The sequence below is a fragment of the Paractinoplanes abujensis genome (genome assembly GCF_014204895.1).
Taxonomy (GTDB): Bacteria; Actinomycetota; Actinomycetes; order Mycobacteriales; family Micromonosporaceae; genus Actinoplanes; species Actinoplanes abujensis.
In genome coordinates this window covers 7,852,833-7,879,302 of sequence record NZ_JACHMF010000001.1, presented here as the reverse complement: position 1 = coordinate 7,879,302, position 26,470 = coordinate 7,852,833, and the positions used below count along the sequence as shown (strand labels likewise).

The following is a 26,470-nucleotide window of genomic DNA, read 5'->3' as shown; positions in this document are numbered from 1 at the left end:
GGTAGCGGCGCCGACCGCACAGGGTTAACGTCTCCGCCGAGACTGTGCGGCCGGCGCGAACGATTCCGGCTCACCCACCAGTGTGGAGGATCCGGGTGGCCGGCGAAGACGACGAGACCCCGCGCGACGGCGAGCCGCTGGAACCGGTGGCCGAGGAACACCTCGCGGGTCGCTTCGGCCGCCCCGGGCCGCCGCTCGACCAGCGCAACCCGTTCATGATCGGGCTGCTGGGCGGGCTGGGCCTCCTGCTGGCGTACGGGCTCTTCCTGGGCCTGCGCAACGCGGCGGGCATGCTCGTCCTGATCTTCATCGCGCTCTTCCTGGCCATCGGCCTCAACCCCGCGGTCGTCCGGCTGCGCAGCTGGGGCGTGCCGCGCGGGCTCGCGGTGGCGATCGTCGCGCTCGCGGTGGTGGCGCTGCTCGCGAGCGGCATCGTCGCGCTGATCCCGCCGCTGATCAGCCAGACCACCCAGCTGATCGAGAACGTCCCCGAATACATCCAGAGCCTGCAGCGCAACGAGACGATCAACGAGCTGGTCCAGCGCTACGACATCCTCAACCGGGTGAGCAGCGCGCTCAACCCGGGCACGGTCGGCGGCGCGGTCGGTGGCGTGGTCGGCGTGGGCCGCGTGCTGGCGGGCACGGTCTTCAACCTGCTGACCGTGCTGGTGCTGACGATCTACTTCATGGCCTCGTTCGACCGCATCCGCGAGACGGGTTACTCGCTCGTGCCGGCGTCCCGGCGGGTGCGCGTCCGGCTGCTGACCGACGAGATCCTGACCAAGGTCGGCGCGTACATGGTCGGCGCGATCTCGATCGCCGTGCTGGCCGGTGCGAGCACCTGGCTGCTGGCCGTGATCCTGGGGCTGGCCTATCCGTTCGCCTTGGCCGTGGTCGTCGCCATCACCGACCTGATCCCGCAGATCGGCGCCACGCTGGGCGCGGTCGTCGTGAGCCTGGTCGGGTTCGCCTCCTCGCTGACCGACGGCATCGTCTGCGCCGTCTTCTTCCTGCTCTATCAGCAGGTGGAGAACTACCTGATCTATCCGAACGTGATGCGCCGCTCGGTGAAGGTCAGCGACGTCGCCGCGGTGGTGGCGGCTCTGCTCGGCGTGGCGCTCTTCGGCGTGGTGGGGGCGCTGGTGGCGATCCCGATGGTGGCCGCCATTCAGCTGATCATGCGCGAGGTGCTCATTCCGAGCCAGGAGGCGCGGTAGGCATCGGCACCTCGCGGAACGCGGCGGTGGTGCGATCGGCGTAGGCGTTCATGTCGCCCGTCTCCATCGGACCGTCCCACGTGCGGGGCAGCGGGGTCTCGACGCCCGGCGCCACCCGCTTGACCACCTCGTCGAGCACCTTCTCGGCGTCGCCCACCCACAGGTGCTTGCCGCCCGGGATCGCCAGCACCTCGGCGTGCGGCACGGCCGCGAATCGCTCGGTGGCCTCGGCCGGGCGCAGGTAGTCGTCGAACTCGGGGACGATCGCGGTCAGCGGCTTGCCCTCGGCGGCCCACGCCTTGAGGTGCTCGGGCTGCGAGTAACGCAGCGGCGGGGAAAGCAGGATCGCGCCCGCCACCCCCGGGTCGAGCCCGTGCATGAGCGTCAGGTCGGTGCCGAACGACCAGCCCAGCAGCCACACGTCGGGCAGGTCGGCGAACTCGGCGTACTCGATCGCGGCGGCCACGTCGAACTTCTCGTCGGCGCCGGCCGAGAACGTGCCCTCGCTGGTGCCGCGGACGCTGGAGGTGCCGCGGGTGTTGAAGCGCAGCACGGCGATCCCGGCCAGGGCGGGCAGCCGCCAGGCGGCCTTGCGGAACACGTGGCTGTCCATCATCCCGCCGTGGGTGGGCAGCGGGTGCAGGCAGACCAGCGTGGCCACCGGGTCGCGGTCGAGCGGGCGGGCCAGCTCACCGACGAGGGTGAGACCGTCGGCGGTCGCCAGCTCGATGTCCTCCCGGTGGGCGGGCAGAATCGAGTTGGCGCGAATCGGAGCACTCATGGCAGACAGGGCCTTCGGTCGGGATAGGGGTGGCTACGGGGTGGTCGGTGAGCCTCTAGCCGTAGCGGGGTGCGTTGCGCGAGCGCTCGATGCCGGGACCGCGCCGGTCGCGCGCCTTCCAGCAGCCGGTGTGCCAATGCCGGCGGTCGGTCAGATCGCCGCTGCCGTCGACCGGCCACGCCACCACGTGGGCCACGCCGGGCCGGATCTCCTGCATGCACCCGGGGCACCTGTACGTCTTCACGGCGGCCCCGCCGAAGATCGACCGCACCATCCACTCGCCGTCCTGCCACTGCTGGACGCCCTCGATGCCCTTGCGGACCCGCTCGTCGGTCAGCGCCGGCGGCGGCGTCACCCCGGCCTCACGACGGCGGGGATGGTTACGGCGAGGGCTCACATTCACAAGCGTACGGGTGAGGCCGGTCACCGGCCCGCCGGAGCCGGGGTTGCGAAATCAAGTAATGACTCGCCGGTAACAAGCGAATTAGACTCGCGTTCATGACCGCTACCCGTGTGCCCGGCACCCCGGTCGTCGAGGACGGCGTGCTGATCTCCACCAACCCCGCTTCCGGGGCGGAGGCCGGCCGGGTGCCGGTCGCCGACGCCGAGGCTGTGAACGCGACAGTGCGCCGCGCCGCCGAGGCCGCACGCTGGTGGCAGGCGCTCGGCTACGACGGTCGCCGCGAACGGTTGCTGCGCTGGCGGTCGCTGATCGTGCGCCGCATCGAGGAACTGGCCGCGCTGACCGCCCTCGAGACCGGCAAGCCCGAGGCGGACGCCATCGTCGAGGCCACCGCCGCCGTCGAGCACCTCGATTGGGCCGCCCGCAACGCCGAACGGGTGCTCGGGCCACGCAAGGTGCGCACCCGGCTGCTGGTGGCCGAGCACTCCGGTCACGTCGAATACCAGCCGTACGGGGTCGTCGGCGTGATCGGCCCCTGGAACTACCCCATCCTCACGCCGGTCGGCCCGATCAGCGGGGCCCTGGCCGCGGGCAACGCTGTGGTCCTCAAACCCAGCGAATACACCCCGATCGTCGGGCAGTGGCTGGTTGACACGTTCGCCGAGGTGGTGCCCGAGCAGCCGGTGCTGCAGGCGGTGCACGGCCTGGGCGACGTGGGCGCCGCGCTGTGCCGCTCGGGTGCAGGCAAGATGGCGTTCACCGGATCGACCGCCACGGCCAAGAAGGTGCTCGCGGCGTGCGCGGAAAACCTCGTACCGGCGGTTATCGAGGCCGGCGGCAAGGACGCGCTGATCGTGGACGCCGACGCCGACATCCCGGCCGCGGCCGAAGCGGCGGTCTGGGGCTCGATGACCAACGCCGGGCAGACCTGCATCGGCATCGAGCGGGTGTACGCGGTCGCCCCGATCTACGACGAGTTCGTCCGGGCCGTCACCGAGAGGGCGGGCCGGCTGCGCACGGGCGAGGAGATCGGCCCCATCACGATGCCCGGCCAGCTCGACATCATCCGCGACCACATCGACGACGCGCTGGCCAAGGGCGGCCGGGCCGTGCTGGGCGGGGCCGAGGCGGTGCAACCCCCGTACGTCTCTCCCACCGTGCTGGTCGACGTGCCGGCCGACTCGCGCGAGATCAGTGACGAGACCTTCGGGCCCACCCTGACGATCACCAAGGTGGCCGACGCCGACGAGGCCCTGCAGAAGGCCAACGACACCCCGTACGGGCTGGGTGGCGCGGTTTTCGGCAAGAAGAACGCGCTGCGTATCGCCCGCCGGCTGCGCTCGGGCATGGTGGCGGTCAACTCCACGCTCTCGTTCGTGGGCATGGGCAGCCTGCCGTTCGGCGGCGTGGGCGAGTCCGGTTTCGGGCGCATCCACGGCGAGGACGGGCTGCGCGAGTTCGCCCGGGCCAAATCCATCACCGTACGGCGGGGGCCGTCACTCCTCCCGGCGATGACCTTCGAGCGCACCCCCGCCCAGGTCGGCGCGATCGTCAAGGCTCTCAGAATCCTGTACGGGCGGAAGTAGTAGCGTCCGTGAAGTGGTGGATCATCCCGCGGTCGCGGTCGACGGCCTGCATGTCGGATACGGCTCCAGCCCGGTGCTCATCGGGGTCACGCTGACCGTGCCGGCCGGCGCGGGCGTCTGCGTGGTCGGTGAGAACGGCATCGGCAAATCGACCCTGCTGCGCTGCGTGAGCGGGCTGCAGCAGCCCGACGAGGGCACGATCCACGTATTCGGCGGCGACCCCGGCGCGACCCCCGAGTTCTGGCGGGCCGTCGTGACCACCGTCGAACCCCCGACCTGGTATCCCGGGCTCACCGCGCGCGAGCACGCCGAACTGGTCTGCCGCGCGCACGGACAGGACCCCGCGTCGGCCGGGGTGGACGAGGCGCTGGAGAGGTTCGGCCTGGCGGGGCACGCCGACGCGATCCCGCCCCAGCTCTCGTCGGGTCAGAAGCAGCGGCTCGTGCTGGCCATCGCGCTGCTGCGGCCCAGTTCACTGCTGATCCTCGACGAACCCGAGCAGCGCCTCGACCGCGAGGGCCGGGCCGACGTGGCGAGCCTGCTCGCCGACTACGTCGCCGGTGGTGGCTCGCTGCTGATGGCCAGCCACGACGACGCCTTCGCGCTCGCGTCGGGGGCCGAGGTCACCACGATGGAGTCGCTGAGCGCGGGCACGCCGTGACCGCTGTTCCCCTTTCCCCCGTACGGCGGTGGATCAGCCGCACCCAGTCCTCGCACCGCGAGCGCGGCGCCACCCTGAACAGCCTGTACATCGGCGCGCTGAGCGTCGCGATCATCGGCGGGATGCTGCACCGGCAGATCGCGGCGATCTTCTGGCCGTCCGCGCCGGACACGTCGGCACTGGCCGCCGGGTCGCTGGTCGCGGTCTGCTACGGCCTGCTCTACCTCGCGCTGCGCCGGTTCGGGCCGCTCGCATTGAGCCGGGCCGCCGCCTCCTGGCTGCTGACCGCCCCGGTCAGCCGGCGCCGGCTGCTGCTGCCCTCGCTGCGGCTGACCGGCATCGCCGCCGCCGTGCTGGGCGGGCTGGCCGCGCTGGCCGTCGTCGGGCACGCCGCGCCCCGGGCCGAAGCCGGCGACGAGGTCGCCTTGCTGGCCGCCGACGGCGCGCTGATCGGGCTGGTGCTGTTGCTGGTGGCGACGGCAGCGCAGGCCGGCGGGCGCTGGGGTGACGCGCTCGACCGGCTGGCCGGCCTGCTCGTCGCGGCCGGGCTGACCGGGCTGGTCGCCGCCACGATGCTCGACCGGCCCGCGGTCGTCACCCAGTGGCCCCCGGTCTCGGTGCTGCTCCCCATCACCGGCGCGGTCGCGCTCGTTGTGCTGGGCGCGCTGGGCCTGGTCGTCCGGGGCCTGGCGGCGACGCCGAGCGATCGCATCCTGGACGCGTCGCGGGTCGCCGGCACACTGTTCGACAGCGCCTTCGGCATCGAGCCGTCGTTCCTGACCGACATGATCGAACGCCGCTACTGGGCCCGGCGGCGGCTGCGCTCGACCCGCCTGTTCCCCCGGCTGCCGGTGCTGGTCGCCCAGGATCTGCTGCTGACGCTGCGGCGCCGCAACCGCCTGGTCTGGCTGCTGCTCGCGGCCCTGCTGCCGGTGCTGCTGGGCGGCGCGCCGGGCTGGGTGCTGGGCGCCGCTGTGCTGCTCGGCCTGCTGATCTCAGGCCTGACCGCCACCGGCAACGTCAAGACCGACGCGGGCAACCCGGTGCTGCTGCGGATGCTGGGCCTGTCCTCCCGTCAGGCCGTCCTGCAGCGGCTGTGGGTGCCCGGCGTGCTGGCCGGCCTGTGGGCGGCGCTCGCACTGACCGCCCTCGACCTGCTGGGCGACCTCACCTCGGGCCCGTGGTGGGCGCTGGGCCTCACCCTGGGCCCGGTCGGCGCGGCCGCCGCCGTGCACCGCGCGCGGGTCGGTTTCGTCCGCAACGAGCTGCTGCCGCTCGACACCCCGATGGGCACACTCTCGACCGGCCCGCTGGTCAACGCCGTGATGGGCCCCGACATGCTGCTGCTCGGCATCCCGGCCTGGATCGCCATCGGCACCGGCACCCTGACCCCGACCCTCTTGCTGCTCCAGGCCGTCATCGGCGTCGGCGGCGCCCGCATCTACCTCTCCGGCACCACAGCCGACGACCGCACAGAATTGTCGAACTAGAACGCGATCGCCGCCGGTGAGACGGCAGTCGGTTTTCGACGCCCGCGGGGTTTGCCGGTGGCGGAAAACCGCCTGTCATCTCATCGGTTACCAGGCGATCGCCCGCGGAGCGAAGGCGACGCCATTAAATGCGATCGCCGCCGGTGAGATGGCAGTCGGTTTTTCGACGCCCGCGGGGTTTGCGGGTGGCGGAAAATCGCCTGTCATCTCATCGGTTACCAGGCGATCGCCCGCGGAGCGGAGGCGACGCCATTAGAACAGCGTGAGTTCGTCGCGTTCCATGCCACGGAGTTTGTCGTAGTCGACCACCACGCAGCGGATGCCGCGATCGGTGGCGAGCACGCGGGCCTGGGGTTTGATCTCCTGCGCGGCGAACACGCCCTTCACCGGGGCCAGCAGCGGGTCGCGGTTCATCAGTTCGAGGTAGCGGGTGAGCTGCTCGACGCCGTCGATCTCGCCGCGGCGTTTGACCTCGACTGCCACCGAGGCACCGTCGGAGTCCTTGAGCAGCAGATCGACCGGGCCGATGGCGGTCATGAACTCGCGGCGGACCAGGGTGTGCCCCTCGCCGAACGTCTCCGGGTGGGCCGCCAGCAGCTCCTGCAGGTGGGCCTCGACGCCGTCCTTGACCAGGCCGGGGTCGACCCCGAGCTCGTACGAGGTGTCCTGGAAGATCTCCTCCAGGGTGATCCGCAGCTCCTCGCCGGCCTTGTTGACGACCTTCCACACACCGGGCGCCTCCTGCAGCTTGCAGGGCGGGCTCATCCAGTTCAGCGGCTTGTAGGCACGGTCGTCGGCGTGGATCGAGACCGAGCCGTCGGCCTTGACCATCACGAGCCGGACGGCGGTGGGCAGGTGGGCGGACAGCCGGCCGACATAGTCGACAGAGCACTTCGCGATGACCAGACGCACCGCACGACAGTACCGGACCGTGTTCGGCTCGCCGGGCGGTGCTCGCGTGGGTTTGTCATCCTGAAGCCGTGCTCGAAGCGCTGACCGGCACCGGCCTGGCTGCATCCGCAGGCCTCAATGCCTACATCCCCCTGCTCACCATGGGCGTGCTCGCCCGTTACACCGACACGATCGACCTGCCCATCGGCTGGGACTGGTTGTCCAACGGCTGGACGCTGCTGATCCTCGCGCTGTTGCTGGCGATCGAGGTGGTGGCGGACAAGGTGCCGGTGGTCGACCACGTGAACGACGTGGTGCAGACCGTGGTGCGACCGACCGCGGGCGGCCTGGCGTTCGGGGCCGGTTCCTCCTCCGAGACGGTCACGGTGAGCGACCCCGGCTCGTTCTTCGGGTCGCACCAGTGGGTGCCGATCGCCGTCGGTGTGGTCATCGCGCTCGTCGTGCACGGCGTGAAGGCCTCCTCCCGCCCCGTGGTGAACGCCACCACGGCCGGCTTCGGCGCCCCTGTGGCCAGCACGGCGGAGGACATCGGGAGCGTCGTGATGTCCGTTCTGGCCATCCTCCTGCCGGTGTTGGTCCTGGTCGGACTGTTGGTGATGGTCCTGGCGGGGGTCTGGGTGGTGCGCCGCCGGCGGCGTAAGAAGGCTCTCGTTTCTTCCGGCTCCGCACGCCTGGGTGGTTGACTCTTCGCCGTGCCCGCCCTAGCCGTCCTCGTCTTCGCCCTCGCCTGGTGGGCCGCCTGCTATCTGGCCGGCCGCGATCCGGTGCGACCGGCGGCGCTGCGGTCGGCGGGCGCGTTGATCACGTACGCGGCCGGGGTGGCACTGTGGACCGCCGACCCGCGCGGCGTGGCGGCCCAGGTGCTGCTCTGCCTGCCCGTCCTGCTCTGGGCCGGGGCCATGGTGGCCCTGCTGCCGTCCTCGGTTCCCGAGCGGCGCCAGATCGACCTGGGCTGGATGATCCTGGCCGGCGCTTTCCTGGTGACTCTGGTCGTGCTGCCCTCGGGCGTACGGCTGGTCGTGCTGGCCCCGCTGGCGGGTGGGCTGCTGCTGCTCTGGCGGTTCCGCGATCAGGTGCGCCCGCCGATGCTGACCGCCGCGCTCACCGTGGCCGCCGCCCTGTACGCACTGGCCCTGGCCGCCGTCCTGCTGCCGATCGACCTCGGCCGCCCCGGCCTGGCCCTGGCCGCGATGGGGCTCGACCTGCTCATCCTCGGGTTCCTGATCGCGGTCTCGGACGCGTTGGACGCGGGCGAGCGGCTGCGGCCCGATCTGGTCCGCTCGGCCACTGCCGCGGTCGTGGTGATCGTGCTCGTCGGCGGCCCGGCCGCGGTCACCCTGATCGCGGTCGACGACACCGCCGTCACGGTGCTGCAGTTCCTTCTGGTCGCGGCGGTCATGACGGTGGTCGGGCTGGAGGGCCCGGTGCGGCGCGGGCTCGACGTGCTCGCGTTCCGCGGCGAGGAGCGGCTGCGGCAGGACAGGTCGGCCCTGCTGCTGCTGGCCGAGGCGCTGCCCCGGCATCGGCAACGGCATCGGCTGCTGGCCACCGGCGAGGAGGAGTTCCTGAGGTTCGCCCGGCAGGCCCTGGCCAACTACGGCGATCTGGGCCGGCTGATGCGCAGCCCGCTGACCGATCTGCCCGCGGTGGACCGCCGGCTGACCGGGCGCGCGCTCGACCAGCCGCTGGAGCGCGCGGTGGAGTTGCGGGCGCTGCTCAAGGACAGGATCGATCGGCTGCGCCCGGCGGGCCCGTTCGAGACCACCGACGAGTGGCGGCACTACAACGCGTTGCACTTCTGCACCGAGCTCGGCCTCAACCCGTACGGGCGGAAACTCCGGACGGACGGGCTGGACCGGGATGCCCGGCAGGCGCTCGACTGGATGCGGCGTTATGTGCCGCGCGGCACCCTGCGGCGCTGGCACAACGAGGCCGCCGCGCTGGTCGCGAGCGGGCTCTGGGACGAGCTGATCACCACTGACCCCCGGCTGGTGGCCCGGCAGCGGGGTAACCGCAGCACGCCGACACGCAGCACATAATCCGCCGATACGGGCGGAAATGGGTAAAATCCCCCAACGTGAATTTCGGGGGGTCGTGTGGGTAACCACCGCAACGCGCTGGTCGCCGCCGTCCGGCAGGAACTGGCCGAGGCGCGCGGAGCGGCCCGGGCGGTGCTGGCCGAGGCCGAGTCAGCCCGCAGCGAGGCGCAGACCCGGCGGCAGCTGGTCCGGGACGCGTATTCGACCTGCCTCAACCAGCTCGCCGAGGCCCGCGACTCCGCCCGCCGGGACATCCAGCGCCGCTTCCAGTTCGAGTCGTCCCGGCTGGCCGGCAACGTGCGGCAGCTGGCCGCCCGCAACGCCACCGGGGCGGCCGGCCTGCCCTGGCGCATGTGGTCGCCGACCGAGCCCCAACCCGGCGCCCGCCCCGGCCTGCTCCGGATCGGCACGCTGACCTTGGACGACACGGCCGCCCTGCCCGCGCTCGTCCCCTTCCTCGACGCCGCCCACCTCAACCTGGACGGGCCCGCCGAGACGGCCGACGGCGTGATCACCGGCCTGCTGCTGCGCGCGCTCGGCACCACCCGTCCGGGGGACGTCGAGCTCACCGTCTACGACCCCGAATACCTGGGCGGCACGCTGGCGTCGTTCGCCCCGCTGGGCATCTCGTTCGTCGGGCCGGGTGGGCTCGGACCGGCCCTCGACGAGCTGGTCGAGCACATCTGCCGGGTCAACGAGAGCGTGCTGGCGGGCGAGTACCAGTCGCTGGCCGACCTGACCGCGGCCACGCCGGGCCCGCGGGCCGAGCCCTGGCGGGTGGTCGTGCTGCTGGCCGACTCGGCCACCACCGAGGAACTGACCAACGCCCAGCGGGCTCAGCTGGACCGGATCGTGCGCACCGGCGTCTCGTGTGGAGTGCACCTTCTCGTACGGGGTCTGGAGCTCGCCGAGCACCCGACCGTGCGCCGGCTCAAGGTGCGCGACCAGACCGCGACCTGCGACATCACCGGCGATCTGGAGATCCGTCTGGACTCCGCGCCACCCGCCGAGCGAGTCGCCGCGTTCTGCCGGGCCACCGCCGAGCGGCTGCGGGCCGGACCGCCCCCGGCCCGCCTGTCCGACCTGGAACCGCGCGAGTTCTGGGCCGAGTCGTCGGCGCACGGGCTGGTCGCCCCGATCGGCGACAGCACCGACGGCTCACTGATCGAGGTTCTGCTGGGCGACGACCCGCCGCACGCGCTGATCGGCGGGCCGTCCGGATCGGGCAAGACCAACCTGATCTACGCCTGGCTGGCCGCGCTGTCCACTCGCTACGGCCCCGAGGAACTGGCGCTCTACCTGCTCGACTTCAAGGAAGGCGTGTCGTTCGCGCGGTTCGTGCCCGGGCCGCGCGACCCCGCCTGGCTGCCCCAGGTGCGGCTGGCCGGCATCAACGTCAACGGCGACCGCGAGTTCGGGCTGGCCATGCTGCGGCACCTGAGCGAGGAGCTGCGGACGCGGGCCCAGGCGGCCAAGCGCCTCGACGCGTCCAAGCTGGCCGAGCTGCGCGCGGAGGACCCGGACGGGCACTGGCCGCGCATCGTGGCCGTGATCGACGAGTTCCAGGTGCTGCTGGCCGGCCGGGACGCGGTCGCCGACGAGGCCGTCAGCCTGCTCGAAGACCTGGCCCGCCGGGGCCGTTCGCAGGGCATCCACCTGATCCTGGCCAGCCAGGACGTGAGCGGCATCGAGGCGCTGTGGGGCCGTTCCGGCCTGATCGGACAGTTCACGCTGCGGATCGCTCTGCCCAAGGCGCGCCGCATCCTGGGCGACGACAACCTGGCCGCCGCGGTCATCCCGCGCTTCCACGCCGTGGTCAACGCCCAGTCCGGCGCGGCCGGGGCCAATCAGGTGGTGCGGCTGCCCGACGCGGGTGACCGGCTGGTCTGGCGCAGCCTGCAGCGGCGGTTGTGGCGCGACCGGCCCGACGGCTGCGAGGAGCCCCGCCTGTTCGACGGCGATGCCGTGCCGCTGCTGCCGGAGAGCTGCCGCCCGGCCGGCCCGGTGCCGAGCGCCGCTCACCCCGTCGGCTCCTCCCCCGGAGCCGTGCTGGGTGAGCGGATCGACGTGGCGGCCCGGCCGGCCCGGCTCCGGCTCGGGCGCATGCCGGGCCGCAATCTGGCGGTGCTCGGAACCCGTACGGACGAGGCCTGCGACATCCTGGCCGCCGCCGCGCTGTCGCTCGCCGCGCAGGGCCCCGCCCACTTCAGCCTGGTCTGCCTGGACCCCGACGCGGCCCGGCCCGCGGCCCGCCTGATCGCCGAACTGCCGTCGGCCGACTGGTGCGACGCGCTGCCTGAGGCCCCGCCGCTCGACGTGCCGCACTACGTGATCGGTTACGCCCTCGACGGCGGAGCCGACCAGGCCCTGCTGCGCAAGCTCGTCACCGAGGGCCCGGAACAGCGCACCCATGTGCTGGGCTGGTGGCGTTCGGTGGCCCGGCTGCGCGACTCGCTGGGCGGGCTGGGCGCCCGGCTCGACCCGATCGGGGCCTGGGTGGCGCTCGACGTGCAGGGCGCCGACCTGGCCCCGCTCTATCCGCAGCCCGGCGGCCCGGCCTGGTATCCGCGCACCCGCCGGGCCTTGTTCTTCGACCGCTCGGTGCACCGCACACCCGAAGTCATCGTCCCGTACGAGGTGAACAGTGACCACACGTGACCGTCAGCCGATCGGCCGGGACTACCAGCTAATGGTGAGCGCGCTGGCCGAGGCCACCCGCCGCCGCGACCACGAACTGGGTAACGCCGAACAGGCCTACCAGGAGAGCTCGGCCCAGGCCGCGGGCGAGCTGGCCCGGGCCGAGGGGGACGCGCTGTCGGCCGACCGCTGGGCCGGGGCGGCGGCGGCCCAGGTGCTCGACGTGGATCGCGAGGCGGCCCGGCTCTGGGACCAGCTGCGCCGGGCCCGCGGGCTGCGCGTGCGCGCGATCGGCGAGCTGCCCGAACCGACGCCGGTCGAGTCGCTGCCACGGGCGCTGCCACGCCAGTCGGACTCCGGGTCGGACGCGCCGCCCGTGCCCCGGCAGTCGCCGCGGGCCCTGCTGGCCCGGGCCGCCGAGCGGATCGACCACACCATCCGGCCGGCCGGGCGGCGTGCGCTGCCGCGCTGGTCGCTGCCGCTGCTGCCGCTGCTGGGGGCGCTCGTGGCGGCGATGGCCGGGCTGGTCGGGTCGGGGCTGGTCACCTTTGGCAGCAGCACCGGGATCTGGGGCGGGGCGGTGATCCGGGGCTTGGGCTGGCTGGCCTTCCTGGTGGCGCCGTCGGCCGGGGTGCCGGTGGCGGCGTTCTTCGCGCATCGGCGGCTGCAGGCCCGGCTCGACATCGGCGGCATCGGCCTGACCCTGCTGGGCGGCATGGTCGCGGCCACGCTGATGTCGCTGGCCTTCGCGTCCACCCACTGATCTCTATCGGGAGCGCAGGAAACTCAGCAACTGACGGAGCACCCGGGCCGCGTGCCGGCGCACCTCGCGATCACGATGCAGCAGCGTGACCGTCAACGTCGCCCCGACGAAGACGACGAAGCTGCCCACGAAGAGGACGGCGGCCCAGCTCGCCGTGGGGACGAGGGCTTCGAGAAGAGGGAACATGCGCCACCTCCGGTTCAGGCTGAGGTGCCTGACAAAACCGGGAGGGGTGTTGATCTCGACGGTAGACCCGCCACGGCCGTTTCCGCCAAAATGTCACTCCCCGGAGCGACGCGGCGCCGGATTCTGACAGGCTTGACCTTTACCTCCCGCGGGTAAGACGGCGGGATCACAATCGAAGGGGTTGGTCGCCGCCATGGGCGGATATGGCTGGCAGATCGTGCTCGTCGTCGTGCTGGTGCTGCTCAACGCGGCTTTCTCCGGCAGCGAGATGGCGCTGATCTCGCTGCGGGACAGTCAGCTGCAGCGGCTCGAACGGCAGAGCCGTACCGGCCGCACGCTCGCCAAGCTGGCCCGCGACCCCAACCGGTTCCTCGCGACCATCCAGATCGGCATCACGCTGGCCGGCTTCCTGGCCTCCGCCTCGGCCGCGGTCTCGCTGGCCAAACCGCTGACCGGTCCGCTGGAGTTTCTGGGCTCGGCCGCCGAACCGGCGTCGATCGTGCTGGTCACCATCGTGCTCACCTTCTTCACGCTGGTGATCGGTGAGCTGGCCCCCAAACGCATCGCGATGCAGCGCGCCGAGGGCTGGGCCATGGTGGTGGCCCGCCCGCTTGACATGCTGGCCACCCTGTCCCGCCCGATCGTGTGGCTGCTCGGCAAGTCGACCGACATGGTCGTCCGGCTGACCGGCGCCGACCCCAACGCGGCCCGCGAGGAGGTGACCACCGAGGAGATCCGCGACCTGGTCACCCAGCAGCAGGAGTTCACGCCCGAGCAGCGCACGATCATCAGCGGCGCGTTCGAGATCGCCGACCGGATCCTGCGCGAGATCCTCGTGCCGCGGCGCGACGTGCTGGTGGTCAACGGCGAGGGCGGTGCGCACGAGGCGCTGGCCCAGCTGATCGCGGGCGGGCACTCCCGGGCGCCGGTCACCGGGCCGATGGGCCTGGACGACGTGCTGGGTGTCGTGCACCTGCGCGACCTCGTCGACGCGCAAGGTCCCGTACGGAACCACATGTTCGCGCCGCTGTTCCTGCCCGAGACGCTCAAGGTGTCGGACGCGATGAAGCAGATGCGGGTGCAACGCCAGCAACTCGCGCTGGTCGTGGACGAGCGCGGCGCCATCGACGGCATCGTGACCATGGAGGACCTGGTCGAGGAGGTCGTGGGCGAGATCTACGACGAGACCGACCGGGACGTGCAGTCGGTCGTGCGCGAGCCCGACGGCGCCATGCTGCTGCCCGGCACGTTCCCCATCCACGACCTGCCCGACATCGGCGTCGACGTGGAGAACCTGGACGAGGGCGACTACACGACGGTGGCCGGTCTGGTGCTGGCCCACCTCGGGCACATCCCCACCGAGCCGGGCGAGTCGGTGCAGGTCGACGGGCACACGGCCGAGGTCGTCGAGGTCACCGGCCGGGCGATCACCAAGATCCGGCTGCGGGTGGCCCCGCGCGAGCTCGAGGAGCAGGAAGCCTAGCTTTCTTTGTAGGCCACCGACAGCACGGCGTGCGCGACCAGAATGGCTTCGTCCTTCGACTCGTACGGGCCCAGCCGCAGCTCGACCGTGTGCGTTCCGAAGACGGCGCGCACGGTCCAGCTGTTCGGATGCCGGTCGTCCTCACGGCTGTGGTTGACGATGACCTGAGTGGCGGCCCGGACGTTGATGGCCGACCACTTGTCCTCCGTCGTGGCCCACGTGCGGAACCAGCCCGGGGCGACCGCCAAGGCCTCCTTGCTGGCCTCGGCGAGCGCCCACTGCATCTCCTCGGGTGCCGGTCCCGTACGCGTCATACGGAAATATTAGGACTTTCAGTACGAGTAGAAGCCCTTGCCGGTCTTTCGGCCCAGGTCACCGGCCTGAACCATGCGCTGCAGCAGCTCCGGCGGGAAGAACTTCTCGTCAGCGGTGTCGCGGTAGATGTTGGTCGCCGCGTTGAGCATGACGTCCAGCCCGGTCAGGTCGACCGTGGCCAGCGGGCCCATCGAGTGGCCGAAGCCCAGCTTCATCACGGTGTCGAGGTCGGCCGCGCTGACCACGCCCGACTCGACCAGCTGCACCGCCTCGACCAGGATCGCGCTGAACAGGCGGTTGGAGACGAAGCCGGCCACGTCCCGCTTGACCTCGACACAGGTCTTGCCGACCTCCTCCGCGTACGCCCGGGCCGCGGCCAGCGTCTCGTCGGAGGTCTGATAGCCCCGGACCAGCTCGACCAGCTTCATCATCGGCACCGGCGAGAAGAAGTGGATGCCCACCACCGACTCGGGCCGCTGGGTGACCGTGGCGATCTGGGTGATCGGGATGGCCGACGTGTTGGTGCCGAGCACCGCGTCGGCCTTGCAGATCTTGTCGAGGGTGCGGAAGACGTCGTGCTTGGCCTCCACCTTCTCGAAGATGGCCTCGACCACCACGTCGGCGTCGGCGGCCGCGTCGAGGTCGGTGGTGGGAGTGATCCGGCCCAGGGTGGCCTCGGCCTCCTCCTCAGTGATCTTGCCCTTGGCCGCGAACCGGCTCAGCGAGTCGCGGATCGCCGCCATGCCGCGGCCGGTCGCCGCGTCGTCCACGTCCCGCATCGTGACGTGCCAGCCGGCCTGCGCCGAGACCTGCGCGATGCCGGAACCCATCAGCCCGGAGCCGATGACCGCGAGTCGACCCGCCATGTGTGTTTCCCCCTCGACGTCGAGAACAACAGGCTCACATTAGCGGTGTTACTTAACGGAAACTCAGCGCAGGGGGTGCCGCCCGATCGGGGCAATTTCGGGGAAAAAGCACACGTACCGGTGCGAGACTATGCCCATGCCGTCAGGTAGCAGCTGGTACCTCATCGGGCCGCTGATCGCCGTCGGCCTGGTCGGCCTGCTCGGCGCGGTCTTCTGGCGCATGGGCCTGCAATGGACGCTCGCGGCGGAACCCGAACCGGGCACCGGGCTGGCCATCTTCGGCGACACCGACGACTACGGCCTGCTCTGCCCGGCCGCGGTCACCACCGACGCCGACGTGGCCGACGAGATCCGGCAACTGCTCGGCCAGGCGGGCATCAGAGCGACCCATGCGTGCGACCGGGACGGCCGAACGGTCGTGCTGGTCTTTCCCGAGCAGGTCGAGGCGGCCCGGCGACTCGTCGGTTCTGTCTAGAAATCGAACGTCGGCTCGGGCACATCGGCCCGCTCGACCTCGACCCCCAGCTTGGACAGATCGGCCACGAAGTCGGGGTAGCCCCGGTCGATGTGGTGCACTTCGCCCACCTCGGTCACGCCCTCGGCGCACAGCCCTGCGATGACGAGCCCCGCCCCGGCCCGGATGTCGGTGGCCCGCACCGGCGCCCCGGACAGCCGCTCACGCCCGTTGACCACCGCGTGGTGACCGTCCGTGCGGATGTCGGCGCCAAGGCGCACCATCTCGTTCACGAACATGAAGCGGCCGTCGAAGATGTTCTCGGTGATCAGCGAGGAACCCTCGGCCACGGCGGCCAGGCCGATCGCCATCGGCAGCAGATCGGTGGCGAAACCCGGGTAGGGCAGCGTGACGATGTCGACGGCCTTCGGGCGGTCGGTCATCCGTACACGGAACTGGTTGTCCCCCGGCTCGACCGTGGCCCCCGCCGTGACCAGCTTGTCCAGCGCCAGGTCGAGGAACTCGGGCCGCACACCCTGCACGGTGACGTCGCCCCTGGTCATCGCGCCGGCGAAAGCCCAGGTGCCGCCGACGATCCGGTCACCCACGGTGCGATGCCGGACGGGTCGCAGCTCCTGCACACCCTCGATCGTCAGCGTGGACGTGCCGGCGCCGTCGATCCGGGCGCCCATCGCGGTCAGCATCTCGCAGATGTCGACGATCTCGGGCTCGCGGGCCGCGTTGTCGATCTCGGTGACGCCCTTGGCCAGCACGGCCGCCATCAGCAGATTCTCGGTGGCGCCGACGCTCGGGAAATCGAGCCAGATCTTGCCGCCGCGCAGACCGCCCGGCGCCGAGGCGATCACGAAACCGTGCTCGCCGGAGATCTGCGCACCCATCCGGGCCAGACCCGAGACGTGCATGTCGAGGCCGCGGGAGCCGATCATGTCACCGCCGGGGAGGGCGACGCGGACATATCCCGTACGGGCCAGCAGGGGGCCCAGCACGCAGATCGAGGCCCGCAGGCGGCGGACCAGGTCGTAGTCGGCCTCGCTGCCCGGGTTGTCGGGCACGTCGATGGTGGCCTGACCGCCCTCGAGCGACACCTGGCAGCCCAGCCGGCGCAGCACCTCGGCCATGATGGCGATGTCGGTGATCCGCGGAACGTTCTCGACCACACTGCGGCCCGGAGCGAGCAGCGCGACGGCCATCAGCTTGAGCGCCGAGTTCTTCGCACCACCCACAGTGACCTCGCCGGTCAGCGGCGTGCCGCCCTTCACCCTGATCACATCCACGCGGGCCATGGTATTGGTGTGCTCGCGGGCCCGCCTCCGTAGGGTCCGTTCGACGGGCCGCACCGAGCGGCTCCCCCGTCGCGCCGGCGACCACCTCGAATAGGCTCAGCGGATGGCCGTTCACCTCACCCGCATTTACACCCGCACCGGCGACGCGGGGCAGACCCGCCTCGGCAACAACGAGGTCGCCGGCAAGACCGACCCGCGCATCGTGGCGTACGCGGACGCCGACGAGTGCAACGCGGCCATCGGGGTGGCGCTGGCCCTGGGCGACCTGCCCGCCGACGTCCGCACAGTGCTCACCGCCATCCAGAACGATCTCTTCGACGTCGGGGCCGACCTCTGCAACCCCGAGACGGAGAACCCGCCCTACCCGCCGCTGCGGATCACCGAGGAGTACGTGACCCGGCTCGAAGGCTGGTGCGACGAGTTCAACGAACGGCTGCCCGCCCTCGACAGTTTCGTGCTGCCCGGCGGCACCCCCGGCGCGGCCCTGCTGCACGTGGCCCGCACGGTCGCGCGCCGGGCCGAGCGCTCCACCTGGGCCCTGCTGCAGACAGACCCGTCCCGTACGGGGGACCTGCCCGCGAAATACCTGAACCGCCTGTCCGACCTGCTGTTCATCCTGTCCCGCATCGCCAACCCCGGCGGCGACGTCAAATGGGTCCCCGGCGGCGGCGCGGCCTGATGCTGCACCACGTCGAACTCTGGGTCCCCGACCTGCCCGGCGCGCTCGGCCCGTGGGGCTGGCTGCTGGACGCGCTGGGCTGGACGCAGTATCAGGACTGGCCCGGCGGCCGCTCCTGGCGCCACGGCGACGTCTACCTGGTGCTGGAGCAGTCCCCGGCCCGGTCCGGCGACGTGCACGACCGGCTCGCGCCCGGGCTCAACCACGTGGCCTTCAACGCCGGCAGCCGCGCCGAGGTGGACCGTCTGACCACCGAATCGGCCGCCCACGGCTGGACGCTGCTCTTCCCCGACCGCCACCCCCAAGCCGGCGGCCCGGCCTCGTACGCGGCCTACCTGGAGGACGCGTGGGGCTACGAGGTGGAACTCCAGTCCGGCCCACCCGACTGAAAATCTGGTGACCCGCGCGGCCAGGAGTGCCACCATCGGAGCATGACGTCTCGCGCTGTTGTCTTCGCCCGGCCCCTGCTGGCGGCCGGCTGACCTGCGCCCTTATGGCCGTCCCACGGGGCGGCCATTTTCCGTTCAGGCCTCTTCCGTGGGCAGCCTCCGTTCCTCCAGGAGAGCCCGATGACACCGGAAAACATCCGTGACCTCACCGACCCCACGGCCGGCCCGCACGCGATCCAGGCGATCGTCGACGCCGCGGTCGGCGCCGCCCACACCCTCTATCCGGACGCCGCCGTGGTCGTGCACCGCGGTGACCGCATCGTCGACGTGGCCGACAACTACGACCGGCTCGGTTACAGCCCGTCGGCGGCGGCCCGGGACAGCCGGTACACCCGATATGTCGACGCGCGACGGATGCTGCGTTCTCAGACATCCGCCCTCATCCCGGGCGCGCTGCGGCACCTGTCCGTGGCCGAGGCGCTGATCGTGTGCCCGGGCCTGGTCTACCGCCGGGACTCGATCGATCGCCTGCACACGGGCACCCCCCACCAGCTCGACCTGTGGTGGGTCGGCCCCGCCGCGGACGGCGACCTCGGCGCGGGCCTGGTCGCCTTGGTCGGGGCCGTCGTCGGGGCGACCCTCCCCGATGCGGAATGGCGCACCCGTCCGGCCGACCACCCGTACACGACCGGCGGCCTGGAGATCGAGGCCCGGGTGGGCGACGCCTGGGTGGAGATCGGCGAGTGCGGCGTCGCCGCGGAGCATGTCATCGGGCCCGTACGGCGAGGGCTGGCGCTCGGCCTGGGCCTCGACCGGCTGCTGATGCTGCGCAAGGGCGTCGACGACATCCGGCTGCTGCGCTCGGCCGACCCGCGGGTCCGCGAGCAGATGCTCGACCTGTCCCCGTACCGGCCGGTCTCGGCCCAGCCCGCGGCGCGGCGCGACCTGTCGGTGGCCTTGCCCGCGGGTGTGACGGCGGAGGATCTGGGCGATCGGGTGCGTGAGCTGCTCGGCCCGGAGGCTCACCTGGTCGAGGAGGTGGCGATCGAGTCGATCACGCCGCCCGACGCGCTGCCGAAGGCTTCCCGGGAGCGGCTCGGCATCCGCGACGGCGAGGTGAACGTGCTGCTTCGCGTCGTGCTGCGGGATCTGCGCCGGGCCCTGCCCAAGCAGACCGCCAACGCCCTGCGCGACCGGCTCTACGCGGGCCTGATGACCGGCCGGCCCGGCCGGGGCGAGCGCGGCGAATCAGGGGAGGGCGTGGAGTGTGCCGTCGATGACGGTGACGGCTTTTCCGGTCAGCAGGGTCCGATCGCCGCGTAGGGAGACTCGGACGAGGCCGCCGCGGGCGGAAGCCTGGTAGCCGGCCAGCTCGGTGCGCCCGCCGAGTTTGGCCGACCAGAACGGGGCCAGCGCGGTGTGGGCGCTCCCGGTCACCGGGTCCTCCCCCACGCCGGCCGCGGCGCCGAAGAAGCGGGACACGAAGTCGTAGCCGGCGGCGGGGTCGTCGGCCCGGGCGGTGACGATCACGCCGCGCTGCTCGTAAGTGGCCAGCGTGGCCAGGTCGGGGGTCAAGTTCCGTACGGCGGTCTCGTCGAGCAGTTCCAGCAGCACGTCGTCGGTGTTGGGGCCGGTGTGGTGGGCCGACACCGGCGTCACGCCGAGCACGTCGAGCAGCTTGGCGTCGGGGGTCAGCGGCGTCAGGGGCGCCGTCGGGAAGTCGAGCGTGTACGAGCCGGAGTCGCCGGAGGTGGCGGTGAGCACGCCGCTGCGGGTCGCGAAGCTGACGGTGCCGTCGACCCCGAGGACGTGGGCGGTGGCCAGCGTGGCGTGGCCGCACAGCGCCACCTCGACGGCGGGGGTGAACCAGCGCAGGGCGTAGTCGGCCTCGCCGCCGAGCGGGTGCGCGAACGCGGTCTCGGAGAGGTTGACCTCGGCCGCGACCTGGCTCATCCACTCATCCGAGGGAAAGCCGTCCGAAGACAGCAGCACCACTGCGGCCGGGTTGCCGGCGAAGGGGCGATCGGTGAAGGCGTCGACGATTCGAATGCGCATGCCTCGACGCTAGGACGTGCGCGGCGTGGCGGCGAGAGCCAATCAGGCCGTCACGGCTCGATCGTGCGGGGCTGGATGACCGGGCGGGGCGCGACGCTGCCGGGTGGGCCCGGCGGGCCGGCCTCGAGCCAGGAGAGGAAGCCGGTGACCGTGGACTCGGCCATGGCGATCTCGATCTCGTCGAGGGTGGTGGCCAGGCGCAGGATGACCCAGTGGCCGGGCATCGTCAGGCGCTCGGGACCTTCGGGGGGCCGGCGGCTCTCGACCACAGTCGTGGCCCGGTCGAGGATGCGCTTGGGGCGGAAGGCGAAGCTGAACATGCGGTGGATCCGCAGCGTGCCCCCCGCGAACTGGCCGATCGCCGGGGACCAGCCGCGGCCCGGCACGAGGGTGGTGACACGAATCTGCAGGCGGATCGTCCCGCCGCCGAGCATGAGCAGCCGGCGGCGGAAGAAGACCGCGAAGAGAACAAGGAGCAGCGCACCGACGCAGATTCCGAAGACTTCCAGAACCCGCATCGCCGGCGTCAGTGAGACTCGGGGGTGGCGGGCGTGGCGCTCTCGGCCAGGACGGTCACGCCGTCGGCGTCGATCGAGAGGAAGCCGCCGGACACGTCGTAGGTGAGCTGCTCACCGCCGGCCAGCTTGACCCGAACCTGCGACGGCTCCTTGAGCAGGCCCAGGAGCGGCGAGTGACCGGGCAGCACACCGATCTCACCCTCGGTGGTGCGCGCGACGAGCATTTCGGCCTCGCCGGACCAGATGCGTTCCTCGACGGCAACGACCTTGACGGGCAGCTGGTTGGCCACGCTGTCCTCCTGTTGAGCCTGCTTTGACCTCCGGCGGCACCGCCGAATGGGTGAAGTCTAATCGGCGCCGCTGGTGGCCGTGGTAGGGGGTGGCAACCGCCACACGGTCAAGCGGCGTTGTTGTTGATGTACTCCGGGTTACGGAACACGAAGTCCTGCACGGTGTCCTGCCGGACCGCCGCGAAGAACTGCTTCGCGCTGTCGTCGAGCTCCTCTCCCCGGTAGTTGCCGTTGACGATGATCGACTCGCCGGGCAACTTGATCAGCGTCATGTCGTCGGAGCGGATGTTCTTCATGGAGAAGGCCCAGTCGACGACGCTGTGGCCGCCGCCGTCGAAGATCAGTGCCTTGCCGGCCGCCTTGAGCACGCGGTCGAGCTTGGCCGGATTGGTCACCACGTCCTTGCCCAGCGCCTGCTTGGCCATGGCCTTGATGAACTGCTGCTGGTGACGCTGGCGGTCGTAGTCGCCGCGGGGCAGGCCGTAGCGCTGCCGCACGTAGTCGAGCGCCTGCCAGGCCTGCAGGTGCTTGGTGCCGACCTTGTATTCGGCCTGGGGGCCGTAATACGGGTGCGAGCAGGAGTTGTCGGCGCAGCGGGAGAGGCGCGGGCGGGGCTTGCCGTTGGGCTGCAGGTGCTCGGACTTCACGTTCTGGTCGATCGTCATGGTGACGCCGCCCATGGCCTCGACGATCGCCTTGAAGCCGTTGAAGTTGATGATGGCGCCGGCGTCGAATGTCGGGATGCCGGTGAGCTGGCCGACCGTCTTGGCCAGCAGGTCGAAGCCCTGCACCACGTCGTGCTTGCCGTTGCCGACCGAACTGCCGTACCCCATCGCGGCATTGATCTTGGAGCGCCCGCCCTTGAAGCCGGTCTTCTCGAACGCGGGAATGTCGACCACCAGGTCACGCGGGATCGAGAACAGGTACGCCTGCTTCATGTCCTTGGGGATGTGAGCCACGATGATCGAGTCGCTGAGCGGGGTCTGCTCGTCGGTGCGCGGGTCGATGCCGACCAGCAGGATGTTGAGCGGGCCCTTGATGTCCGAAACCTTGGTGTTGGCGTTGGCGGCGGGCGCACCGAGCAGGTTCTGCGTCTCGATCGCCCCGGCATAGCGCGACACCAGCACCTGCTGGGTGACCAGGGCGCCACCGGCGACCACCATGAGCACGCACCCGAAGATCGCGCAGAGTCGCGCCCACAGAGGCGTGCGTCGTTTCCCGCTCTTCGCCACTTGCTCCCCAATGCCTCGATCCGACGCCGACAACAGTAACGAGCGAGCGCTCCCCTAATCGCCGCACAAGCTAACAAAACGGACACTACTTTTCCCGGGTACGACGAAGCCGCGCCCACTTTTACAGTCGGCGCGGCTTCGTTGACTCTGAGTCGGGCGAATCAGCCCTTCATCAGCTCGTGCGCGTTCTTCTCGAGGTCCTCGAGGCCACCGCACATGAAGAAGGCCTGCTCGGGGAAGTTGTCGTACTCGCCCTCGCTGATCTTCTTGAACGCCTCGATGGTCTCCTTGAGCGGGACCGTCGAGCCGGGGACGCCGGTGAACTGCTCGGCGGCGTACGTGTTCTGGGAGAGGAAGCGCTCGATGCGGCGGGCCCGCTGCACCGTGACCTTGTCCTCTTCCGAGAGCTCGTCCATACCGAGGATGGCGATGATGTCCTGCAGGTCCTTGTACTTCTGCAGGATCCGCTGCACCTCACGGGCGACCGTGTAGTGCTCGGCGCCGACGAACTCGGGCGCCAGGATCCGCGAGCTGGAGGCCAGCGGGTCCACGGCGGGGTAGATGCCCTTGTCGGAGATCGACCGCTCGAGGTTGGTCGTCGCGTCCAGGTGGGCGAACGTGGTGGCCGGCGCCGGGTCGGTGTAGTCGTCGGCGGGCACGTAGATCGCCTGGAGCGAGGTGATGGCCTTGCCCCGGACCGAGGTGATGCGCTCCTGGAGCTCGCCCATCTCGTCGGCCAGCGTGGGCTGGTAACCCACGGCGGAGGGCATGCGGCCGAGCAGGGTGGAGACCTCGGAACCGGCCTGGGTGAACCGGAAGATGTTGTCGATGAAGAGCAGCACCTCCTGGTTCTGGACGTCCCGGAAGTACTCCGCCATGGTCAGCGCGGACAGGGCGACCCGCAGGCGGGTGCCCGGCGGCTCGTCCATCTGGCCGAAGACGAGGGCGGTCTTGTCGAGCACGCCACCCTCCTCCATCTCCAGGATGAGGTCGTTGCCCTCACGGGTGCGCTCGCCGACGCCGGCGAACACCGACGTACCACCGAAGTTGCGGGCCACGCGGATGATCATCTCCTGGATGAGCACCGTCTTGCCCACGCCCGCGCCGCCGAACAGGCCGATCTTGCCACCACGCACGTACGGCGCGAGGAGGTCGAGCACCTTGATGCCGGTCTCCAGCATCTCGGTCTTGGGCTCGAGGTCGGCGAACGCCGGGGGCTTGCGGTGGATCGCCCAGCGCTCCTGGATGTCCAGCGTCGACGGGTCGACGTTGAGCACCTCGCCCAGGGCGTTGAACACGTGGCCCTTGGTCACGTCACCGACGGGCACCGAGATCGGCGCGCCGGTGTCGCTGACCTCGGCCCCCCGGACCAGGCCGTCGGTCGGCTGCATCGAGATGGCGCGGACGATGTTGTCACCCAGGTGCTGGGCGACCTCGAGCGTCAGCGTCTTGGTGCCCTCGGAAAGGGTCACCGAGACGTGCAGCGCGTTGAAGATGTCCGGCATTGCGTCGCGGGGGAACTCGGCGTCGACGACCGGGCCGATGACCCGGACGACGCGGCCGACACCGGTCTCCGCCTTGGTGGGCTCAGCTACAGCAGTCATCACATATCACTTCCTGCCGAGGACAGCGCCTCGACGCCGCCGACGATCTCACTGATTTCCTGGGTGATCGCAGCCTGCCGCGCGGAGTTCATCTCGCGCGTGTACCGCTTGAGCAGGTCGTCCGCGTTGTCCGACGCGCTCTTCATCGCCCGGCGCCGGGAGGCCGACTCGCTCGCCGCCGAGTCCAGCAACGCCGCGTAGATCCGCGTGTTGAGGTACTTCGGCAGCAGCGCGTCGAGCAACTCGTCGGCGTCCGGCTCGAACTCGTAGGCCGGGCGCAGCCCGGGCTCGACCTCGCGCTCCTCGACCTGCATCGGGGCCAGGAAGTGCGCCTCGGCGCTCTGCGTCATCAGCGACTTGAACTGCGTGCTGACGATGTGCAGCTCGTCGACGCCCTGGATCCCGTCGGGCCCGTAGGTCTCGTCGGTGTCGTCCGCGCCGGCGACGAACGCGTCCAGCAGGGCGTCACCGATCGCCTTGGCGTCCGAGAACGACGGCCGCTCGGAGAAGCCCGTCCAGCTGGTCTCGATCGGCCGGTTGCGGAACCGGTAGTAGCCGACGCCCTTGCGGCCGACGACGTAGAGCACCGGGTCCTTGCCGTCCGCCTTGAGCCGCTCGATCAGCTGCTCGGCGGTGCGGATGGCGTTCGCGTTGTACGCGCCCGCCAGGCCGCGGTCGCTCGTGATGAGCAGGACACCCGCCCGCCGGACCCGCTCGCGCGGGACCAGCAGGGGGTTGTCGATCGTCGCGTTGGACGCCAGGGCGGTCAGGACCTGGGTGATCGCCTCCGCATACGGCTTGGAGGCCTGAACGCGCTCCTGAGCCTTGGCGATGCGGCTGGTGGCCACCAGCTCCTGCGCCTTCGCGATCTTCTTGGTCGACTTGACGGTGCGGATGCGCCGCCTAAGAGCCTGTACCTGACCGGCCATGACTACTGACCTTCGGCCGGACGGGGAACCTCGCGGGTCACCGTCTCACGCGTCTGGCGGCCGTCCTCGAGCGGCTCGGCCGGGCTCTCGTTGACCGCGGAACCTGTCTCGCCGCGCTTGAAGAGCTCCTTGAACTCGGTCACGCCGCTCTTCAGGTTCTCGACGTCGTCGTCCGACAGCAGGCCGGTCGAGTCGATCGCGGTGTAGGTGTCGCTGCGGTTCCGCTTGATCCAGCCCAGGAAGTCCTGCTCGAAGCGGCGCACGTCGCCGACGTCGATGTCGTCGAGCTGGCCGGTCGTGCCGGCCCAGATCACGATGACCTCGTCGACCACCGAGTACGGCGAGTACTGCGGCTGCTTGAGCAGCTCGACCAGGCGTACGCCCTTCTCGAGCTGGGCCCGCGACGCGCGGTCCAGGTCGGAGGCGAAGGCCGAGAAGGCCTCCAGCTCACGGAACTGGGCCAGGTCGAGGCGCAGGCGGCCGGAGACCGAGCGCATCGCCTTGACCTGCGCCGAGCCACCCACCCGGGACACCGAGGTGCCGACGTTGATCGCCGGGCGGACACCCGAGGCGAACAGGTCGGTCTCCAGGAAGATCTGGCCGTCGGTGATCGAGATGACGTTCGTCGGGATGTAGGCCGAGATGTCGTTGGCCTTGGTCTCGATGATCGGCAGACCGGTCATCGAGCCGCCACCGAGCTCGTTGGAGAGCTTGGCGCAGCGCTCGAGCAGCCGGGAGTGCAGGTAGAAGACGTCACCCGGGTACGCCTCGCGGCCCGGCGGGCGGCGCAGCAGCAGCGACACGGCACGGTACGCCTCGGCCTGCTTGGTCAGGTCGTCGAAGACGATCAGGACGTGCTTGCCGGCGTACATCCAGTGCTGGCCGATGGCCGAGCCGGTGTACGGGGCGATGTACTTGAAGCCGGCCGGGTCGGAGGCCGGGGCGGCGACGATCGTCGTGTACTCGAGCGCGCCCTGCTCCTCCAGCGTCCCGCGGATCGAGGCGATGGTGGTCGCCTTCTGACCGATCGCGACGTAGATGCAGCGAACCTGCTTCTCGGGGTCGCCGGACTCCCAGTTGGCGCGCTGGTTGATGATCGTGTCGATCGCGACCGTGGTCTTGCCGGTCTTGCGGTCGCCGATGATCAGCTGGCGCTGGCCGCGGCCGATCGGCGTCATGGCGTCGATCGCCTTGATGCCGGTCTGCAGCGGCTGCTTCACCGGCTGCCGGGCCATCACGTTGGGGGCCTGGAGCTCGAGCTCGCGGTCACCCTCGCTGGCGATCTCGCCGCGGTCGTCGAGCGGGCGGCCCAGCGGGTCGACCACGCGACCGAGGAAGGCGTCGCCGACCGGAACCGAGAGCACCCGGCCGGTCCGCTTGACCTGCTGGCCCTCCTCGATGCCGGCGAAGTCACCCAGGACCACGACGCCGATCTCGCGGACGTCGAGGTTCTGGGCGACACCCAGCGTGCCGTCCTCGAACTCGAGCAGTTCGTTCGCCATCACCGAGGGCAGGCCCTCGACGTGCGCGATGCCGTCGCCCGCATCGGAGACGATGCCGACCTCTTCGCGGGTGACCTCATTGGTAGCGGACGAGACGTAGCGCTCTAGCGCCCCCCGGATCTCGTCCGAGGAGATGGTCAGCTCGGCCATCCTCTGCCTTCTCTGTCTAGCTCGG

General features: G+C 70.9%; 27 protein-coding genes. 13 read left to right on the top strand and 14 right to left on the bottom strand.

Features of this window, described 5'->3' with window-relative positions:
* Positions 1 to 95 precede the first annotated feature (95 nt).
* Entirely contained in the window at positions 96 to 1,217 is a 1,122-nt protein-coding gene (locus BKA14_RS36330) for an AI-2E family transporter (RefSeq protein WP_438861929.1), read from the top strand.
* On the opposite strand, the gene BKA14_RS36325 is transcribed toward BKA14_RS36330, so the two are convergent.
* On the bottom strand, positions 1,192 to 1,998 hold the full coding sequence (locus BKA14_RS36325) for an alpha/beta hydrolase (protein WP_184955269.1): 807 nt from the start codon (positions 1,996 to 1,998) through the stop codon (positions 1,192 to 1,194). The genes BKA14_RS36330 and BKA14_RS36325 overlap by 26 nt on opposite strands.
* Positions 1,999 to 2,053: 55 nt before the next feature.
* Complete coding sequence (locus tag BKA14_RS36320) at positions 2,054 to 2,395, bottom strand: Rv1322 family protein (protein ID WP_438861928.1); 342 nt, start codon at positions 2,393 to 2,395, stop codon at positions 2,054 to 2,056.
* 101 nt (positions 2,396 to 2,496) lie between these two features.
* Here BKA14_RS36320 and BKA14_RS36315 point away from each other — a divergent pair, with 101 nt between their 5' ends.
* The 3 genes from BKA14_RS36315 to BKA14_RS36305 are packed head-to-tail and all read left to right on the top strand — an operon-like array spanning position 2,497 to position 6,138.
* On the top strand, positions 2,497 to 3,987 hold the full coding sequence (locus tag BKA14_RS36315; protein ID WP_184955268.1) for an aldehyde dehydrogenase family protein: 1,491 nt from the start codon (positions 2,497 to 2,499) through the stop codon (positions 3,985 to 3,987).
* Between the two features lie 13 nt (positions 3,988 to 4,000).
* Entirely contained in the window at positions 4,001 to 4,648 is a 648-nt protein-coding gene (locus BKA14_RS36310) for an ABC transporter ATP-binding protein (RefSeq protein ID WP_184955267.1), read from the top strand.
* Positions 4,645 to 6,138 carry a DUF6297 family protein gene (locus tag BKA14_RS36305; RefSeq protein ID WP_184955266.1) on the top strand — a complete coding sequence of 498 codons (1,494 nt, stop codon included), beginning with the start codon at positions 4,645 to 4,647 and terminating at the stop codon, positions 6,136 to 6,138. Before BKA14_RS36310 ends, BKA14_RS36305 begins: the two co-directional genes overlap by 4 nt.
* A 252-nt stretch (positions 6,139 to 6,390) precedes the next feature.
* On the opposite strand, the gene nucS is transcribed toward BKA14_RS36305, so the two are convergent.
* Complete coding sequence (nucS, locus tag BKA14_RS36300; protein ID WP_184955265.1) at positions 6,391 to 7,050, bottom strand: endonuclease NucS; 660 nt, start codon at positions 7,048 to 7,050, stop codon at positions 6,391 to 6,393.
* A 68-nt stretch (positions 7,051 to 7,118) separates the two neighbouring features.
* Between nucS and BKA14_RS36295 the strand changes: the two genes are divergently transcribed.
* The 4 genes from BKA14_RS36295 to BKA14_RS36280 are packed head-to-tail and all read left to right on the top strand — an operon-like array spanning position 7,119 to position 12,489.
* Positions 7,119 to 7,733: a DUF4126 domain-containing protein gene (locus BKA14_RS36295; protein ID WP_184955264.1), complete on the top strand. Its 615-nt coding sequence runs from the start codon at positions 7,119 to 7,121 to the stop codon at positions 7,731 to 7,733.
* Positions 7,734 to 7,742: 9 nt separating this feature from the next.
* On the top strand, positions 7,743 to 9,089 hold the full coding sequence (locus tag BKA14_RS36290; RefSeq protein WP_184955263.1) for a hypothetical protein: 1,347 nt from the start codon (positions 7,743 to 7,745) through the stop codon (positions 9,087 to 9,089).
* Positions 9,090 to 9,146: 57 nt separating this feature from the next.
* Complete coding sequence (locus BKA14_RS36285; protein WP_184955262.1) at positions 9,147 to 11,747, top strand: FtsK/SpoIIIE domain-containing protein; 2,601 nt, start codon at positions 9,147 to 9,149, stop codon at positions 11,745 to 11,747.
* Positions 11,734 to 12,489 (top strand): hypothetical protein, encoded by a 756-nt coding sequence (locus tag BKA14_RS36280; protein ID WP_184955261.1) that lies wholly within the window; start codon positions 11,734 to 11,736, stop codon positions 12,487 to 12,489. Before BKA14_RS36285 ends, BKA14_RS36280 begins: the two co-directional genes overlap by 14 nt.
* A gap of 3 nt (positions 12,490 to 12,492) precedes the next feature.
* Here BKA14_RS36280 and BKA14_RS36275 read toward each other — a convergent pair whose 3' ends face one another.
* Positions 12,493 to 12,675: a hypothetical protein gene (locus tag BKA14_RS36275; RefSeq protein ID WP_184955260.1), complete on the bottom strand. Its 183-nt coding sequence runs from the start codon at positions 12,673 to 12,675 to the stop codon at positions 12,493 to 12,495.
* Positions 12,676 to 12,868: 193 nt separating this feature from the next.
* Between BKA14_RS36275 and BKA14_RS36270 the strand changes: the two genes are divergently transcribed.
* The gene (locus BKA14_RS36270; RefSeq protein WP_184955259.1) at positions 12,869 to 14,158 is read left to right on the top strand and encodes a hemolysin family protein; all 1,290 of its coding nucleotides are present in this window, start codon (positions 12,869 to 12,871) and stop codon (positions 14,156 to 14,158) included.
* On the opposite strand, the gene BKA14_RS36265 is transcribed toward BKA14_RS36270, so the two are convergent.
* Together BKA14_RS36265 and BKA14_RS36260 are read right to left on the bottom strand one after the other, a co-directional pair.
* Complete coding sequence (locus tag BKA14_RS36265) at positions 14,155 to 14,472, bottom strand: hypothetical protein (RefSeq protein WP_184955258.1); 318 nt, start codon at positions 14,470 to 14,472, stop codon at positions 14,155 to 14,157. The genes BKA14_RS36270 and BKA14_RS36265 overlap by 4 nt on opposite strands.
* Positions 14,473 to 14,490: 18 nt before the next feature.
* Entirely contained in the window at positions 14,491 to 15,339 is an 849-nt protein-coding gene (locus BKA14_RS36260; RefSeq protein ID WP_184955257.1) for a 3-hydroxyacyl-CoA dehydrogenase family protein, read from the bottom strand.
* A gap of 136 nt (positions 15,340 to 15,475) precedes the next feature.
* Here BKA14_RS36260 and BKA14_RS36255 point away from each other — a divergent pair, with 136 nt between their 5' ends.
* The gene (locus BKA14_RS36255; RefSeq protein WP_184955256.1) at positions 15,476 to 15,814 is read left to right on the top strand and encodes a hypothetical protein; all 339 of its coding nucleotides are present in this window, start codon (positions 15,476 to 15,478) and stop codon (positions 15,812 to 15,814) included.
* On the opposite strand, the gene murA is transcribed toward BKA14_RS36255, so the two are convergent.
* Positions 15,811 to 17,097, bottom strand: a complete 1,287-nt coding sequence (gene murA, locus BKA14_RS36250; protein ID WP_184955255.1) for a UDP-N-acetylglucosamine 1-carboxyvinyltransferase — start codon at positions 17,095 to 17,097, stop codon at positions 15,811 to 15,813. The genes BKA14_RS36255 and murA overlap by 4 nt on opposite strands.
* 103 nt (positions 17,098 to 17,200) lie before the next feature.
* On the opposite strand from murA, the gene BKA14_RS36245 reads away from it, so the two are divergent.
* The 3 genes from BKA14_RS36245 to srmL all read left to right on the top strand — a co-directional run bounded on the left by BKA14_RS36245 (position 17,201) and on the right by srmL (position 19,488).
* On the top strand, positions 17,201 to 17,776 hold the full coding sequence (locus BKA14_RS36245; RefSeq protein WP_184955254.1) for a cob(I)yrinic acid a,c-diamide adenosyltransferase: 576 nt from the start codon (positions 17,201 to 17,203) through the stop codon (positions 17,774 to 17,776).
* Positions 17,749 to 18,165, top strand: a complete 417-nt coding sequence (locus tag BKA14_RS36240; protein ID WP_239092550.1) for a VOC family protein — start codon at positions 17,749 to 17,751, stop codon at positions 18,163 to 18,165. The genes BKA14_RS36245 and BKA14_RS36240 overlap by 28 nt, the downstream gene beginning before the upstream one ends.
* A gap of 180 nt (positions 18,166 to 18,345) precedes the next feature.
* A complete protein-coding gene (gene srmL, locus BKA14_RS36235; protein WP_184955253.1) occupies positions 18,346 to 19,488 on the top strand; it encodes a PheS-related mystery ligase SrmL in 1,143 nt (380 codons plus the stop codon).
* Here srmL and BKA14_RS36230 read toward each other — a convergent pair.
* The 7 genes from BKA14_RS36230 to atpA all read right to left on the bottom strand — a co-directional run bounded on the left by BKA14_RS36230 (position 19,414) and on the right by atpA (position 26,445).
* Positions 19,414 to 20,220 (bottom strand): PhzF family phenazine biosynthesis protein, encoded by an 807-nt coding sequence (locus BKA14_RS36230; protein ID WP_184955252.1) that lies wholly within the window; start codon positions 20,218 to 20,220, stop codon positions 19,414 to 19,416. The genes srmL and BKA14_RS36230 overlap by 75 nt on opposite strands.
* 50 nt (positions 20,221 to 20,270) lie before the next feature.
* Complete coding sequence (locus BKA14_RS36225) at positions 20,271 to 20,738, bottom strand: DUF2550 domain-containing protein (protein WP_184955251.1); 468 nt, start codon at positions 20,736 to 20,738, stop codon at positions 20,271 to 20,273.
* A gap of 8 nt (positions 20,739 to 20,746) precedes the next feature.
* Positions 20,747 to 21,028, bottom strand: a complete 282-nt coding sequence (locus BKA14_RS36220; RefSeq protein ID WP_184955250.1) for a F0F1 ATP synthase subunit epsilon — start codon at positions 21,026 to 21,028, stop codon at positions 20,747 to 20,749.
* Positions 21,029 to 21,135: 107 nt separating this feature from the next.
* Positions 21,136 to 22,260 carry an LCP family protein gene (locus tag BKA14_RS36215; protein WP_438861927.1) on the bottom strand — a complete coding sequence of 375 codons (1,125 nt, stop codon included), beginning with the start codon at positions 22,258 to 22,260 and terminating at the stop codon, positions 21,136 to 21,138.
* 161 nt (positions 22,261 to 22,421) lie between these two features.
* A complete protein-coding gene (atpD, locus tag BKA14_RS36210) occupies positions 22,422 to 23,864 on the bottom strand; it encodes a F0F1 ATP synthase subunit beta (protein WP_184955249.1) in 1,443 nt (480 codons plus the stop codon).
* Positions 23,864 to 24,793 carry a F0F1 ATP synthase subunit gamma gene (locus BKA14_RS36205; protein ID WP_184955248.1) on the bottom strand — a complete coding sequence of 310 codons (930 nt, stop codon included), beginning with the start codon at positions 24,791 to 24,793 and terminating at the stop codon, positions 23,864 to 23,866. Before BKA14_RS36205 ends, atpD begins: the two co-directional genes overlap by 1 nt.
* Positions 24,794 to 24,795: 2 nt before the next feature.
* Entirely contained in the window at positions 24,796 to 26,445 is a 1,650-nt protein-coding gene (gene atpA / locus BKA14_RS36200; protein ID WP_184955247.1) for a F0F1 ATP synthase subunit alpha, read from the bottom strand.
* Between the last annotated feature and the right edge of the window lie 25 nt (positions 26,446 to 26,470).